The following is a 14,249-nucleotide window of genomic DNA, read 5'->3' as shown; positions in this document are numbered from 1 at the left end:
CTTTGTCCAGAAGTGCTTTATACATAGGCATCCGGATCGTCCACATCGTCGTAGTTGAGGATGTCCTCGTCCTCGCTTACTGGCCCCGTGTCCGATACGGCTACCTCGTACACCTCACAAGCCTCGTTCAGCCCAGGCCGCCTACGGCGGTTAATGAGTTTATCAAGGTCAAAGGCGTTTTTCTGTTTGTCAGCCTCCGATGTATCTTTGTAGTTCGGGTGCTGCTTCAAATCGTATTTGGGCGAGAAGAACGGGGGCAGGCCCCGCAGCTGCAAAATGCACTTATCGCCCGGCATGGTAGCCAGTTCGCTGGGTGTCATCAGCTCCCGGCCCAGCCGCTGGGTGTTCTGGTTGTAGCTTTCCGACTGCCCACGGGAGCGGCCCTCGGTCTGCATGGAAATTGTGGCCTTTCCCAGCCAGTTTTCGGATATTTCCTTGATGGTGGAGCTTTCCCGCCCGCCCAGGAAAATCACGCTGTCCATGTTTCCCAGGATCGTTTCGGCATTGTCCTTGTATATGGCCTTGCATTGAGCGTACTGCTGGTAGAACAGACACAGACTCACCTCGCGGGAGCGGATCACGGCCACCAGTTTCTCCAGTGAGGGCACCTGCCCCGTGTTGGCCGCCTCGTCCCACAGCACCCGCACATGATGGGGCAGGCGGCCACCGTGAACATTGTCCGCCCGTTCACACAGGAGATTGAACATCTGCGAAAAGGCCAGGGCAACAATGAAGTTATACGTCGGGGTTGTGTCGGAAATCGTGAAGAAAACCGCCGTTTTCCGATCCCCGATGCGGTCAAGCTCCAGCTCGTCATAGCTCATGATCTCCCGGAGCTGGGGGATGTCAAAGGGGGCAAGCCGGGAGCCGCAGGAAATAAGGATCGACTTGGCCGTTTTGCCTGATGCAAATTGTCAAGGACTTTTTAATCATGTTTACAAAAAAGTCACATTTTCGCCACCTCCTCACGAAGCAGACGCTTGATTTTGTCCTCCATCGTCTCTTTTGCGTTTTCGCTGAAATGGACACGAACCACATAGGTGGTCTTGTCGATGGTCTTGCGGTAGCAAGGCTGTGTGTGCTGTGCGGTGGTCTGGATTGTGTTTGTGTTCATTGAATACCTCCTCGAAATGAGAAAAGCCCGACAAGGAAAGGTCTGACAACGAAGTACCGACAACGGACTTCTGAAAACCTTTTTTCTTAATCGGGCTTATCTATCTTTTTACTATTTACTTTTTCTTTTATATTTCTGTTGTCATTGTTGTCAGAGAAAGAAAAGCCCCACAAAATCAAGGAATTTTCGCTTTCTGCCCGACAACCAGACCGACAACCGGCTTGACAATCTGCCCGACAACGAACAGCAATTTTTATTCCAACCATTCTTTCGGAAGTTCAAGCTGTTGCATTTCTGCTTCCGTCAGTTCGTGAAATTTTCCTGTGTTGTTGTCAGGCTCGTTGTCGATGGGGATGCGTTCCCAACCTCTCTGTCTGCGGTATGGCTCTGGAAAATAGCGAGGGTTAGCAAATGCCTTCCAACCTGTGACGGCATTATTCATAATATCGTTGATTTCTCGCAGTTCCCATTGCTTCGGCTCGTCATAGTCGTGTCCCAACGCTTCACGATAAAGCTGCTTGGAGCAGACTGTATTGCCGGAATAGCGTTCCAGATAATCAATAATCTGTCCGGCTTTGGTGTCCTCCGGCATGAACTCTTTCTGATGGGCTTTCAGAAATTCATCTGTTGAACGGCTGAGTTTCAGCTTGAAATTGCCGCTTCGGTAAATCTCCATCGCTTCTGCCCACATCTGAATGATATATTCTCTGGATGTAGCTTCATCTTCCAGAATGTGAACCTCTGCCTGTTCCGGGCAGACCATGACAGGAAGAAAGCGGCGGTTGCCTGTACGGTCAAGCGGAAGAAAATCAAGTGTATTGGAAGAACCTCCAAACACGCATTGTCTCTTTCTGTCTGCCGGATGGGTCTCATACGGTATCTTGTATGTTTCCTTTTGTCGGCTCAGAAAGGACTTGATTTCTTCAATGCTCTTGGCGTTTGCTGTGGCAATCATTTCAGACATTTCGATTATCCAATGCCCTTGCATCTTGCGATAGACATTATCATCGTCCAGTTTCTTCAAATCATCAGAGAACCAGTCATCATTGACGGCAAGCAGACGGAAGAATGTGGACTTTCCTGCACCTTGACCACCTACCAGACAGAGCATGACTTCAAATTTGCATCCCGGCTTGAATACTCGTGAGATTGCACCGAGCATAAACAGCTTCAATGCTTCATAAGTGTACTCGTTTTCTTCTGAACCGAGGAAATGATGCAGACAATGGCGGATGCGTTCCTGTCCGTCCCATTTCAGAGAATTAAGAAAATCGCAGACTGGATGATAACGGTTTTCGTTGGCGATCACCGTTATCGCATCCACGATTTTCTTTTCAACAGTCAGTCCGTAGTTTTCTTCAAAATACAGAACCAGATACTTTATATCCACATCGGTTAGGGTGGTACTGTCACGATACCAGCCGAGGGGCTTTACAATATCAATTCGCTCCGTCAGCAGATTTTTTCGGATAGCACCTTTTAGCAGAGGGTCGCATTGCAGAACCCTCTTGTAATTGGCGGCTGTGTTATAGACCTTACCTTTCTGGCTCTGCTCCAAACTGTTTCGGACTTCGTCCACGGTATTCTGCAATTCGTTGTTCAAGTTTCATCACCTCTTTTCTTTGCTCCGCTACAAGAGCCTGTTTTTCTTCTTTCGTGCCGTCAATCAAAGTATCAATGAGATATTCGATATGGCTTTTTCTTTGCAGGGCTTCCACGAACAGCGGATGCCACACATCATCCGGCTGTTTCGGTGCGTGTTGGGTCTCCCATCTTCGCAGAAGATGAAAATAATCTGTCAGCACTCTGTAACATCGTGCTTCTTCTTTTTGATAAAGTTGCTCGGCAGTAGGTTCTCGGATATGGGGTCTGACTGTCGGCTTGTGTCTGCTGTCATAGCTGATACCAAAATCGTCAGCCAGTTTCATAGCTGCTTCTTTGCAGGGCAGACCGCACAGACGGGAAACGAAGTCAATTACATCTCCGTCAGCTTGGCAAGCAAAGCAATGAAAACGCTTATCGACTTTCATGCTTGGGTTCTTATCATTGTGAAATGGGCAGACTGCCATGCCGTTGCGGTTGACCTTGATGCCGTACATCTCAGCCGCCTGTCGGGTGCTTATATTGGGTTTTACTGCTTCAAATACATTCAAATCATCACTTCCTCTCTGAAACGAAAAAAGGCACTCGACTTTTCACAATGAAAAAGGCAAGTGCCGTGTTAGAGTTCCATATTCTGTTTTTTCTGTTTGTGCTGCGGAGATTTCGGCTCCAGCTGTTTTTTCTGCTCTTGCAGATACTTCATCTTTTCCGTGACGGAGTGCTTCGGCTCCGGCTTCTTTTCAACCTCGCCCTGTTCCGGCTCGATGACTTTGCTTATCCAGTAGCGGACATCTTTCAGTGGCTGAAGCTCGGCTTTGACCTCGGACAGCTTCGCATTGTTTTCTGCAACGGACTTTTCCAGAGTGTCAAATTCTGATTGCAACGCAGTCAGATCTACACGAAGGTCAAGTCCTTGCTTTTTGAGGTAACGGAACGATTTGTCAAAAGCAGAAAGAGCGTCCTTGTGAGTCTCAGCGTAAACTGCCTGTGCCGCTTTCCATCCGATTTTCAGATACTTGTCTTTGACTGCTTTGTGCTCTTTGCAGACGGAGACCGCTTTCTGAATCTGCGTGATGGTTTTCATTCGGGTCTCGGCTGTCTTAATCGCACTTCGGATTGATGCGGCTCTGCCATTCACTTCTTGCAGAGCTTCATCTAAATCTTTCAGCGTGTAGAGATTGTGGTCTCTCAAATATGCGACAGCTTTGGAAACTGCCTGCACATCAGCAAGACTGCCTTTGTTCTGTCCGTAGCGAGACCAGTCCCGGCGTTCCTCTTTTCTGACATTAAGATACTCATTGAGCAATCCGGCAAGTGTCGGGGATGCGTTCTGTTCTTTCATTTCAGCAAGAGCTTCTTTCGTGGCTTCGCTTACATCAGCAATCCATTCAAGCAGAGACTTGATGGTTTTGCGGATGGCTGCCATCAGACTGTTGGCAGATTTGATGTCACGGTTGAGATTACCGATATTGGTTTCAATGCCTTTGCGTTCCATAGCAGAGACAGCGGCTCCCATGTGGACTGTCGGGATAACATCAATCCCTTGTCTGGCATAAGAACGCATATCCACTCGTTCGGGACTTCCGGCAAGCTCCAGATATTTATTCTGGATAACTTCCCATCCGTGTCTCCATTCCTCGGCGTGATACTGTTCGTTCCAATCAACAGTATCTTCCTTATGGCTTTTCCATCTGCCGGAGGGAAGTTTGATACGCTCGCCGTTCTCGTCAAGGTCATAAACCTTTCGGCTCTTTGGCATCCACTTTCCATTTTCATCAATGGCTCGCATAGTCAGCATGATGTGACAATGGGGATTGTGTCCCGGTGGGTCGGGGTCATGGATTGCAATATCACAACACATTCCTTTGGAGACAAAGTACTCCTCGCAGTATTCCTGTAACATCTGCGGACACATTTCAAGGGGAACTTCTCTCGGCAGGGCAACAACGAAACGCCTTGCAAGCTGTGAGTTCCATTGCTTCTCCACCTCCTCGGCTGAGTTCCAGAGCGTTTCTCTGTCGGCATATTCGGGTGGAGCATTTGCCGGAAGCATGATTTCCGTGTAAACAACTTCCTTTTGTTTTCTGCGGTGGTCTTTGTTTTTCTGATCGTACTCGGAAAACAATTTTTCTCCGGCTTGATAGGCAGCTCCGGCAACAGCAGAACTGCCTTTGCTTCTCTGAACAATTCGTATGTTCAGATGTGGTATGGGCATTTTCATCAACTCCTTTCTCGATAATGGATAAAATAAAAGCGACCAACTTTTTACGGTTGATCGCCTTTGGCTTAGTCATTATTAAATTGTCATTATGATGCGTGGAACTGGAAATTTACGAATTTTGGGTATATTTTAGAAGCAGTATGCCTTTTATTAGCAACAACATAAATGCGACTGTAATTGCATACGCTTCTCTTGCCATGCCTAAATACAATACAGTTAAAATACTCAATCCCAGTGAAAGGCTCGTTATAATGCTTTGTCCCCTTTCTGTTTTGAGCTGTGTCAAAGCAATTTTTGTGATTCCCATAACAATCAGAGCAAGGTAAGAGACCCAATACAGTATTATATTAAAGAATGCTGTGTCAGTATATGAAAATAGGTTCACCGAATAAATATATCCGTTAATTGGGTTCGGATAAAGAGGCAATACAATCAGCATAAAAGAAAACAAATCCACAATTCCAAAAAGCAAACTGCACATTCTTTGAAGGTTCGCTTTATTCTCTTTTTCTGCAATGGAAAGCAGCTTTTCTCCAGACAATAACTCATCAATAGTCACCGAAAAGAACTTAGATATTTCCTTTAGTGAGTCAATGTTCGGATATCCTCTGCCGGATTCCCATTTGGAAATAGCTGTTCTTGACACATAAAGTGCTTCTGCTAACTCCTCTTGTGTCAGTCCTTTATTTTTTCTAAGTTCCTGTAATTTTTCATTAAATTCCAAAGTACAACCTCCTACCTCATTTCCTTGCAAAGAAAGACCTGTACTAAACCTTTATAAATCAGAAACAGTCCCAGGCTAAAAAGCATTGAGCCAATAATGTCTGTAATCCAATGCACCCCTGAAACCAATCGTCCGACCACCATAAATAAAGAAAAGGCAATAGAACCTACTGCTATTACTTTGCTTAAAGTATTCTTCTTCATTCTTCGAAGTGCCTGCTCGACCAATGTCGGCATAACTGTTACCACAAGAAGCGTTGTTGACGACGGATATGAAGCCTCCATAACCCCATTCATAAGTATCGGTCTGTAATTAACTGGGATTGCCTCAAACAAGAGATAACATCCAATCACGATCACATAATAAACTCCCAAAATTATAATGTCAGCATCTACCTTAAAAAGATTCTTTCTTTGCAGCAACTGACAGAAGCCCATTCCGGCAAATATCAAACATACAAATAAGGGTACAAGCCCCAACCAATCTGTAATTGTATATAGTAACATGTTGGCACCTGTCAGTTTATGAAACCAAAGGTTCCAAGTTGCAAACCCTACATCCGTTCTGTTTTGTCCAACCGGCTGTACATCTACTGTTTGTATTAAAATCGTCCAAACAATAAACGCAATTGTAAATACACTACCGATAATCAATGACTTTTTCCCATTCTCTTTCATATTCTTAATCCTTTCACTTTTGAATTTGCCTTTCGGCTGAATCCAAAATATCAAAAGACATGAATAATGGAAAGAAACAGGCTTTCACATGCGTGATACGATTCGTAACATCCGCATAAATTCTGGATTTCTCAGCAGTTTGTTCATAGACGAATAATGCGTAAACTTCTATTTTTCGCTTGCTCCCATTATACTGCATCTGGTTTCAAAATGATAGTAGGCATTATTACTTGTTGCCCAAGAATGATTGCTTGCAATCGTTCCTGGGCGGCAAGTCCACAAAGGGGTAGCTGGCAAAGCCAGCGCAGGGGAAGTGTAGATTCCTCTGGATGATTGGAGCAGAGATGACTTCTGCAAAAATCATCGGCTTCCGGCAGGGGCTTTCGGCAGAACGCAATGCACCAACTTTAGGTGGTGTATAATTGCGCCCTGTTTTCCAACAGGGTTTTTCAGCTCCCGTTCGGTTGCTCTGTTTTCTTTCGGTTCTCAATCAGAAAATCCAGCTTCTTTTGAACCGCTTCGCAGTGGAAGATGAAAGTCAGAAGCTCCATCACATCATCATCGGTCAGAACGGTTGGCTCTCTTAAAAAGGTTTCCAGCATTCCGGCACGAGTGCAAAGGCGGTGGGTTCGCTCGCTTCGGGTAAGCTGCTTGATTTCACTTTCCAGTCTTTTCTCCCTGTGCTTGGCTGCGGTCAGCTTTCGCTCCGCAACATACTGGTCGTGTTTCAGCTTTTCCAATTTCTCGTTGGGCATAGGGTCAACTCCTTTCGTAATAATGGGTAAAACAAAAACGACCAACTTTTTACGGTTGATCGCCTTTGGCTTAGTCATTATTTATTTTGGGAAATTACCACCATTTCTGCCCCAGAACATTGTTTTTAATGCATCCATCGAAATAGCGTAATCCATTTTTGAAACACGTGAAACTGCATCTGCCCACGCAATTAGCCTTTTGTTTAGTGCATAGGCATCAAGTGTCGAACGCTCGACAAATGCTTGCGTGTTTTCTTGACACATGATTTTAATAAAGAAGTCCATGTTGTCCTTTACTCGTCTATAAACACCAGGGAACTTCACTATTGAACCGTCAGAAAGAAGCATTGGCTCTTGTCCACCCGCAGAAAATTGGTCTCTGATATGAGGGTCAACAACACCTTGCGATGTAAGCCACAATGCGTATCTGTCATAATTCCCACCGAAAATTTCTGGGAAATTAGCACAACCATAAACAGTATATCTTCGTTTTTCCTCTGTTGGAACTTTGCTCCAAAGTCTTATAGTAGCAGATACGGTTTCGTCTGCGGCATCGCCAGCCCACCATAGACTTTCGCCCGGTTTCAACTGACTTCTGTAATATTTTGAAACAGGCGCAACGGGATTTTCCATTAACCTTAGCTCATCATACGGAATGCCCATTTTATCGAAAATAGTTTCGCCTTGCTTTAGTCTCATGTCAATCAAATATCTTGGCATATGTGTTACGGCGATACCATACAGACATTCCTCATAAGGTCTTGATATGAACTCGATTGGATTGCCGCCAAGTTTTCCGAATGTCATAAAAATTCTTTCGACATCTGCAATTCTTGAAGATTCTAAAATGCTACTTCCTGTCGAAGTCCAATGATTTTCTTTCGTACTCTTGACCTCAACACCGTAAAACTTAGCTGCTACAATGTCCGGAAATTTTTGCCCAGATACTTTTTCGATAGTGTTTTCAAACGGTGTTCCTTTGGCACATTCATCAAGCGCAGCTTTCACATCATCCTCCAGAGGATTGCCACCACGACTTGCGTAATACCTTGGTCTTTGAAGCGCATCGTGATTGAGAAGTTCGTCAGTTCGTTTCATTAATGAAACAAACTCCGGCATAGCTGGTTTTGGATTTACTGATACTATCATATCTCATCCTCCTCAAAGTAAAGCAACCATTTTGCTTCGATTGTTTTGGCAATATGGTATGCTAAAACACAAGGAACGGCATTTCCGATTATCTTATATGCATCACTTGAAGATACTCCCTTGTTAAATTCCGTTTTCTTCAAAATGAATTGATAATCGTCGGGAAATGTCTGTATGCGTGCGCACTCACGAATAGATAATCTTCTTTCTTTCAGCCCTGCTTCTAATTCCTCTATGTGTTTACCACCATGTTCGGTACTCAATCTTCTGAACTCGATGTTACCATGATGTTCAGATCTGATTGTCGGACCGACTGAATCAAGTTTAATTTCTGTTTGACCTTGACAATGCGACCCCATATACTTCGCCTGTGAATATTTCTTTTGTGAAATATCGGTGCTTTCTTCTGGTTCTGCTAAACCGATAAATGCATCAGCACAAGTTACTATCGGATAAAGTTTATCCCCATGCGTTTTTACAGGATATGGGTCGTACTGTTCGGGAATTACAGTTTGTGTTAATGCTTTTTTTGCATCTTCCGTCATTGCGCTTTTCTTAAATCCAAAGAAAATTACACGCTCACGAGACTGGGGAACACCATAGTCTGGCGCATACAATACTTTTGCAGGAACAACAATATAACCACCATTGCCAGCTTCTGCAAAATCGTGTTCAATGATTTCCTTGACATCTTCAAGGTTAGTCAGCCCTTTAACATTTTCAGCAATAAAGAGTTTTGGACTGGTCAAGGAAATAACTTCTCGCATCCACATATAAAGTTGCCCGCGGCTCTCTACCGACGGTTCATCACCCGTTAAGGCAACTCCGAGATGGCTTTTTTGAGAATTAAATCCAAGGCGTTTTCCTGCAACAGAAAAGTCTTGGCATGGAAAACCGCCTGTTACAATATCAATATCGTCTGGAAATACTTTTTCTCCGGCTCTGGCTCGCTTGACGAGATCAACAATACTATCAAGATGATAAATATCGTTGGCGTTGTCCTTACGCTGACCGAAGTAGGACACCCATGCTGCTTTTGCATCTGGACGAATATCATTTGCAAAAACAGTATCAAAGATTGTAGGTGCGACACGAACCCAATCACCCAAAGTTTCTTTTATCCAATCGGGATGAAGGTCGCTGTTAATGGATTTTTTGAGACAAACAAAGTCTCCTTCAAAACCGATGTCCATTCCACCGCAGCCAGAAAACAGAGATAACATTTTCATTTGCTGGTACTCTCCTCAGTTACATTGTTTGAAAACTCCATAATATCATTTGGAGTACACTCTAAAGCTAAACAAATCTTTCCGATAACTTCGACCGAAACAGATTCATCTTTGCTCAAGTGTGCCAAGGCGTTGCTACTTATTTTTGCCGTTCGCATTAAATCAACTTTCTTCATTTTCTTGTCGATTAGCATCTTCCAAAGTTTATCATAGCTAACAACCATAAGGGCACCTCCTTGTCAAACTAATTTACTATATCACAAAAATCTCTGAAATTCAATATTTTTACGCAAATTTACAAATAAAATTCTAAATTCTCAAATTTATTTTTACCGCGTCGATGAGATTGCTTTAAGCCATAAAATCGTTGTGTAACGCTCTTTTTCATGCTTTTGGTGTAGGACGATACTTTATCTTCCCTTATGTAGATGCGGTCAAAACATCGGATGCAGACCCGACATTTTGACCGCATATCAACCCTAAACGCTACATTATTCCGTCTGACTGGCGAAACCGTTTTGCTTGGCGTTCTCGCTTGCTTTTCGTCTACGTTCCTCGCTATACGGCGGTTGCAGACGGATGGACAGTCGGGATTTGTCCAGAACATAGGACACGCCGCCTTGCTCGTGGGTCTTTTCCAGTCGGCAAAGGTCGGGGTGCTTCTTGGAGAACGTCTCCAGTCTGTTCCTCAATCCGGCGTTGTAGGTCTGGATGTGTGCTGCGTCCTCACCCTCGTTAAACAGGACGATGGTTTCCTTTTCGTACTTCGTCAGCTTACTCATGCAATCTCTCCCTAATGGAAATCGGCTGATTGTCGGAGTGGTACTTGTGTTGGGCGAAGTGTTCCACTTCCAGTCTCATGTTGTAGAAGAAACAGCGATACCATCTGTCGCAGCTTTCGTCACTCAGCTTGACTGCCAGAGTGAAGAACAGCTTCTTTGCCGCAGGATCGGGAGCAAGTGCCGCCGCAAAACGCAAGCGTTCAACGGTGGCATCACGGTTCGGACAGCCAAAGGCATAAAGGGCTTTCTTCTCATTCATAGACATTCTCATTGATTTTTCCTCCTTGAATATTGGTAAAAATAAAAGCGACAGAGACTTCACAAGGAAATACCTGTCGCTTTGTTGTCGATATGAAATTGTTGGGTCAGGACTTGATAAATTCACGCAGTCCGTAATTGATGGCGGCTATTCTGATAATCAACCATTCAGCAATATGAGGGATGATAAAGACCACAAAGGCAATCGCCAGCATTCGGAGTGTATCTGCTCCTGTGCCGATACCAAACATCCATCCGGCAACCGCTATCAGGAACATCAGCCCTGCAAGCAGATTGAATATGACGGTCGAGAACTGCGTGAGGAAGATACCGACCCATTGTATCAGGGTGACTGCCGCAATCAGCGGCAGTACCAGTAACTTAAAAAATATCTTTATCAGAGCCATGTTTTTCTCCTTACTCGGTATGTGGGAAGAATGGGCTGTGGAAGATTTCGCACATCAGCAGAACTCCCATTGTGAACCCATACTTGAACTGACACTCGTTTGTCATGTTGCTCTCGTCCGCATGGCTGTCACAGAGTTTTTCAAGCAGGGTGTAGTCCTCTTTGCTCAGCTTTCCCTCGAAATAGGTCATGGTTTCGGAAATATGTGCGGCGGTCTGTCGGAACTTGTCAGACTTCGGCACAATGTCCTCGCTTGCATAAATCCCACCATTGAACAATGCTTCTAAAATCATATTTCTTCGCTCCTTTCTCAGCAGTAAATCAATTCGGCTTTGATGGTTTCCTCTGCCTGTACCACACAAGCGTTCATCTGGCGAATCCATTCAAGCTGATTTTCTGCTTTGAGCTTCTCGGTCACGCCATAGTATTCCATCAGCTTTGGAAGAATGATGTTCATCCGGCTCTTGGCAGCGGCTTCAATCTCCGCACAATGTTCGTAGAGCGTTTCAGACAGTACCATATCGGAGAAAGTGGCAGGGTGTGCCAGTCGTAGATACTCCTTTCGCATACGCCCCCATTTTCCGAGACGGATATTGGGATTCCTCAGTTTAATGTCAGGAATGTAGTAGTCGCCGCACTTTATAAAATTCAGTTCCATAGCAACCTCCTTATAAATCTGTTTCATTGATAACTTCAATTTTTTCATATAGTCCAGAATCATCGTTCTGGAACAGATCACGATGATATTCCGCTTCACCCTGCGAGTGATAGAAGTATTCTTCATCGGGCTTGGCATCCTTACGGATAAATCGTACTATCCACATACTCAAGCTCCTTTCTGCGGTGCGATTTTCGGTTCTAACTTCGGCATATTGCTGACGGGGACAAATACGCCCTTTGCCACATCTTCGGCTCGAAGTGCGTTATTCTTGGCATCCATCTCAGCCTTTTTCTTGGCTTTGATTTTGTCCTCATAGCGTTTCTGTGCACCGCTTGCTTTTCGCTTCAAATAATTCTGATGCAGTCTGTCCTTGCGTTCCTCACGTTTACGGATTTCTTCCAGTTCTTCTGGGGTCAGTTCCTCTTCCATGAAATGGGGTGGTACAAACTTGCCAACGAAGTTGAAATAAATCTCGATTTCCTGCGTGGTCTGGATGCTGCCTTTGCGGTCACGCTCATGGACAAGGATTTTATCAATAAACTCATTCAGCATGGCAATGGTCAGATTATCGAAGTTCTCATATTTCTCAATCAGAGAAATAAAGCGTTCTGCGGACTTCTTGTTTTTTTCGTGGGATTCCAGAAATTCTTCCAGAGCTTTCACCTCGGATTTCAGTTCAGCCTGTTCCTTGCCGTACTGTGCATCCAGAGTGGCATATCTGGTATCCGGCAGCTTGCCCAGGATGTTGTCCTCATAGATTTTGCAGAGCAGGACTTCCAGTTCGTTCAGTCTGTTCTGTGCTGCGGTCAGCCTGTTTCGCTTCTTTTTTACATCAGAAGCAAAATGACTGTCCTGTGCTTCCTGCACCACACGGACAAATTCGACTCGGTCATGCTGTGCATACTCGGCAATGGCTTTCAGCAGATCTGAAATCAGTTCCAGAACCACGCTTTCATTGATGCGGTGCTGTGTCTTGCAGAGCGTTCCACAAGGGACTTTGGTGTACTGGGAGCAAGTGTACTGTGAGATACGCTTGCCGTTGTTGGTGCGGTGAACATACATCTTGCCACCGCAATCCGCACAATACATCAAGCCCGTCAGCGGTGCGACTTCGCCCCATCCGTCCGGGTATCTGCGGACTTTGCTTCTGACTTTCTGTGCAAGGTCGAAAGTCTCCTGGTCAATAATAGCTTCGTGGGTGTCCTCAAAAATCGTCCATTCATCTTCCGGCACATAATGACTTTTCTTGTCCTTAAAGTGCTTTCGGGTCTTGAAATTGACGGTATGACCGAGATATTCACGCTTGTCCAGTATGTTGACGATGGTGGAAGAACCCCAACCATATACATCCTTGAATGTCTTGTTTTTGTTCACGCCCTCGTTGTGTGTCGCCAGATAAGCAGAGGGAATGAGTACCTTTTCTTCTTTCAGCCTGCTGGCAATCTGATAAGGACCCATGCCCTCGATTGTCATGGCAAAGATACGCTTCACAATCCCTGCGGAATATTCGTCCACAAGCCATTGGTCTCTGGCTTCATTCCAGAGATAGCCATAAATGACTGTCCCTGTGACGTGCTTGCCGGATTTACCTTTGGACTGGAAAGTGGAGCGAATTTTGCGGCTTGTATCTCGTGCGTAATACTCGTTCATAATGTTTCTGAACGGGGTAAAATCGTCGTCCCCTCTGGCACTGTCCACGCCGTCATTGATGGCAATGAGACGGACACCTTTCTGTCGGAGGATTTCCATTATCTGACCGACTTTCAGATAGTCACGCCCAAGGCGACTCATGTCCTTTATCAGCAGATATTCCACTCGTCCGGCTTCGACTTCTTTCATCATTGCCAGAAATCCGGGACGGTCAAAGCAAGTGCCACTTATGCCATCGTCCGTAAAATGGACTGGATTCGGGAAGCCCTGAGAACGGGCGTAGTCTTCCAACTGGCTTTTTTGATTGGATATGCTGTTGGATTCGCCCTCTAAGTCATCATCACGGCTTAGTCGCTCATACAGGGCAGTTATCATTCTTGTATTCATGCGATTGTCTCCTTTCTTCGATTATGTAAGGTTGTATGTTTTAGGCGACTTCCTAACCGACTGATTAAGAAGTCTTCTAAAGCATACAGCACCGCTGGCTAATTTGTATTTTTTGTACTGCTTTACGGCAAAGCAATCCGGCTTGCGCCTTTCCAGGCCCTTAAACATATAGTCCACCGCGTTCATATAGGACTCGTCATCCTCTTTCACGTCCATGCCGGAAATCATATCCACCAGGGTATTGATGTTCCGATCCTCGGCGGGTGCCTCGAAAATGATATAGGCAATCAGGGCACAGTACAAAAGCGTTTCCGCCTATAGTGATAGGTAATCCTTTGAAGTCATCGCCGGATTTTCCCCCACTCCACACCGGACATGCGACTTTCACCGCATCCGGCGTTCCATCGATTGTGTTATCAGGCATTTAATCAATCACCAATAGAAAGTTGTTCAGATTGCCGCTAATTTTGCGGCACTACGCAGGTTGTTGATTTTGGTCAGTTGTTTTCTTGTAACAGCCAGTTGTTTGCAGATACTCTTGAGAGCAGCAGTATCTTGGTCGGCCAGCAAGGGCAGATACTGCCTGTGGAGCAGCACCAGATTGCTGTATCGCTCCTGGCCGCCCTGCTCCTTA

At 45.2% G+C, this 14,249-nt stretch carries 17 protein-coding genes and 2 pseudogenes; all 19 read right to left on the bottom strand.

Annotated features, from left to right (window positions below):
• Window positions 1-17 precede the first annotated feature (17 nt).
• Window positions 18-914, bottom strand: a pseudogene (locus tag ACQRD3_RS12595) (VirD4-like conjugal transfer protein, CD1115 family); the annotation flags it as partial.
• Window positions 915-946: 32 nt separating this feature from the next.
• Window positions 947-1,114 (bottom strand): transposon-encoded TnpW family protein, encoded by a 168-nt coding sequence (locus ACQRD3_RS12590; protein ID WP_002584978.1) that lies wholly within the window; start codon window positions 1,112-1,114, stop codon window positions 947-949.
• Window positions 1,115-1,367: 253 nt separating this feature from the next.
• Window positions 1,368-2,717, bottom strand: a complete 1,350-nt coding sequence (locus tag ACQRD3_RS12585; protein ID WP_002584979.1) for a virulence-associated E family protein — start codon at window positions 2,715-2,717, stop codon at window positions 1,368-1,370.
• Window positions 2,650-3,267, bottom strand: a complete 618-nt coding sequence (locus ACQRD3_RS12580; protein WP_022615270.1) for a CHC2 zinc finger domain-containing protein — start codon at window positions 3,265-3,267, stop codon at window positions 2,650-2,652. Before ACQRD3_RS12580 ends, ACQRD3_RS12585 begins: the two co-directional genes overlap by 68 nt.
• A 68-nt stretch (window positions 3,268-3,335) precedes the next feature.
• Complete coding sequence (gene mobQ, locus ACQRD3_RS12575; RefSeq protein ID WP_002584981.1) at window positions 3,336-4,931, bottom strand: MobQ family relaxase; 1,596 nt, start codon at window positions 4,929-4,931, stop codon at window positions 3,336-3,338.
• Window positions 4,932-5,046: 115 nt separating this feature from the next.
• Window positions 5,047-5,661: a helix-turn-helix domain-containing protein gene (locus tag ACQRD3_RS12570; RefSeq protein WP_427781618.1), complete on the bottom strand. Its 615-nt coding sequence runs from the start codon at window positions 5,659-5,661 to the stop codon at window positions 5,047-5,049.
• A gap of 11 nt (window positions 5,662-5,672) precedes the next feature.
• A complete protein-coding gene (locus tag ACQRD3_RS12565; RefSeq protein WP_201336529.1) occupies window positions 5,673-6,338 on the bottom strand; it encodes a phosphatase PAP2 family protein in 666 nt (221 codons plus the stop codon).
• A gap of 449 nt (window positions 6,339-6,787) precedes the next feature.
• A complete protein-coding gene (locus tag ACQRD3_RS12560) occupies window positions 6,788-7,093 on the bottom strand; it encodes a DUF3847 domain-containing protein (protein ID WP_272107124.1) in 306 nt (101 codons plus the stop codon).
• 81 nt (window positions 7,094-7,174) lie between these two features.
• Window positions 7,175-8,242 (bottom strand): hypothetical protein, encoded by a 1,068-nt coding sequence (locus tag ACQRD3_RS12555; protein ID WP_427781617.1) that lies wholly within the window; start codon window positions 8,240-8,242, stop codon window positions 7,175-7,177.
• On the bottom strand, window positions 8,239-9,471 hold the full coding sequence (locus ACQRD3_RS12550; protein WP_272107126.1) for a DNA cytosine methyltransferase: 1,233 nt from the start codon (window positions 9,469-9,471) through the stop codon (window positions 8,239-8,241). The genes ACQRD3_RS12555 and ACQRD3_RS12550 overlap by 4 nt, the downstream gene beginning before the upstream one ends.
• On the bottom strand, window positions 9,468-9,695 hold the full coding sequence (locus tag ACQRD3_RS12545) for a helix-turn-helix domain-containing protein (RefSeq protein ID WP_272107127.1): 228 nt from the start codon (window positions 9,693-9,695) through the stop codon (window positions 9,468-9,470). The genes ACQRD3_RS12550 and ACQRD3_RS12545 overlap by 4 nt, the downstream gene beginning before the upstream one ends.
• A gap of 267 nt (window positions 9,696-9,962) precedes the next feature.
• The gene (locus ACQRD3_RS12540) at window positions 9,963-10,253 is read right to left on the bottom strand and encodes a molecular chaperone (RefSeq protein WP_161275379.1); all 291 of its coding nucleotides are present in this window, start codon (window positions 10,251-10,253) and stop codon (window positions 9,963-9,965) included.
• Window positions 10,246-10,512 carry a ferredoxin gene (locus tag ACQRD3_RS12535; protein WP_427781616.1) on the bottom strand — a complete coding sequence of 89 codons (267 nt, stop codon included), beginning with the start codon at window positions 10,510-10,512 and terminating at the stop codon, window positions 10,246-10,248. The genes ACQRD3_RS12540 and ACQRD3_RS12535 overlap by 8 nt, the downstream gene beginning before the upstream one ends.
• A gap of 106 nt (window positions 10,513-10,618) precedes the next feature.
• Window positions 10,619-10,918: a CD1845 family protein gene (locus ACQRD3_RS12530; RefSeq protein ID WP_272107129.1), complete on the bottom strand. Its 300-nt coding sequence runs from the start codon at window positions 10,916-10,918 to the stop codon at window positions 10,619-10,621.
• A gap of 10 nt (window positions 10,919-10,928) precedes the next feature.
• Window positions 10,929-11,210: a DUF6809 family protein gene (locus ACQRD3_RS12525; RefSeq protein ID WP_272107130.1), complete on the bottom strand. Its 282-nt coding sequence runs from the start codon at window positions 11,208-11,210 to the stop codon at window positions 10,929-10,931.
• A 17-nt stretch (window positions 11,211-11,227) separates the two neighbouring features.
• The gene (locus ACQRD3_RS12520) at window positions 11,228-11,575 is read right to left on the bottom strand and encodes a TnpV protein (protein ID WP_272107131.1); all 348 of its coding nucleotides are present in this window, start codon (window positions 11,573-11,575) and stop codon (window positions 11,228-11,230) included.
• 10 nt (window positions 11,576-11,585) lie between these two features.
• The gene (locus tag ACQRD3_RS12515) at window positions 11,586-11,741 is read right to left on the bottom strand and encodes a hypothetical protein (protein ID WP_272107132.1); all 156 of its coding nucleotides are present in this window, start codon (window positions 11,739-11,741) and stop codon (window positions 11,586-11,588) included.
• A 2-nt stretch (window positions 11,742-11,743) separates the two neighbouring features.
• A pseudogene (locus ACQRD3_RS12510) lies at window positions 11,744-13,843 on the bottom strand (DUF4368 domain-containing protein).
• 222 nt (window positions 13,844-14,065) lie between these two features.
• A partial coding sequence (locus ACQRD3_RS12505) for a hypothetical protein (protein WP_427781615.1) occupies window positions 14,066-14,249 on the bottom strand: 184 nt, incomplete at its 5' end.

Source organism: Candidatus Pseudoscillospira sp. SGI.172 (assembly GCF_050313575.1).
Classification (GTDB): domain Bacteria; phylum Bacillota; class Clostridia; order Oscillospirales; family Oscillospiraceae; genus Vermiculatibacterium.
Note: the sequence above shows the minus strand (reverse complement) of the source record. Positions and strands in the feature narration are given on the sequence as shown.

Coding starts and splice junctions, on each gene's coding strand:
- ACQRD3_RS12515 (WP_272107132.1), bottom strand. CDS start 11,741: ATGTGGATAGTACGATTTATCCGTAAGGATGCCAAGCCCGATGAAGAA.
- ACQRD3_RS12565 (WP_201336529.1), bottom strand. CDS start 6,338: ATGAAAGAGAATGGGAAAAAGTCATTGATTATCGGTAGTGTATTTACA.
- ACQRD3_RS12520 (WP_272107131.1), bottom strand. CDS start 11,575: ATGGAACTGAATTTTATAAAGTGCGGCGACTACTACATTCCTGACATT.
- ACQRD3_RS12525 (WP_272107130.1), bottom strand. CDS start 11,210: ATGATTTTAGAAGCATTGTTCAATGGTGGGATTTATGCAAGCGAGGAC.
- ACQRD3_RS12535 (WP_427781616.1), bottom strand. CDS start 10,512: ATGAATGAGAAGAAAGCCCTTTATGCCTTTGGCTGTCCGAACCGTGAT.
- ACQRD3_RS12540 (WP_161275379.1), bottom strand. CDS start 10,253: ATGAGTAAGCTGACGAAGTACGAAAAGGAAACCATCGTCCTGTTTAAC.
- ACQRD3_RS12590 (WP_002584978.1), bottom strand. CDS start 1,114: ATGAACACAAACACAATCCAGACCACCGCACAGCACACACAGCCTTGC.
- ACQRD3_RS12560 (WP_272107124.1), bottom strand. CDS start 7,093: ATGCCCAACGAGAAATTGGAAAAGCTGAAACACGACCAGTATGTTGCG.
- ACQRD3_RS12555 (WP_427781617.1), bottom strand. CDS start 8,242: ATGATAGTATCAGTAAATCCAAAACCAGCTATGCCGGAGTTTGTTTCA.
- ACQRD3_RS12545 (WP_272107127.1), bottom strand. CDS start 9,695: ATGGTTGTTAGCTATGATAAACTTTGGAAGATGCTAATCGACAAGAAA.
- mobQ (WP_002584981.1), bottom strand. CDS start 4,931: ATGCCCATACCACATCTGAACATACGAATTGTTCAGAGAAGCAAAGGC.
- ACQRD3_RS12530 (WP_272107129.1), bottom strand. CDS start 10,918: ATGGCTCTGATAAAGATATTTTTTAAGTTACTGGTACTGCCGCTGATT.
- ACQRD3_RS12550 (WP_272107126.1), bottom strand. CDS start 9,471: ATGAAAATGTTATCTCTGTTTTCTGGCTGCGGTGGAATGGACATCGGT.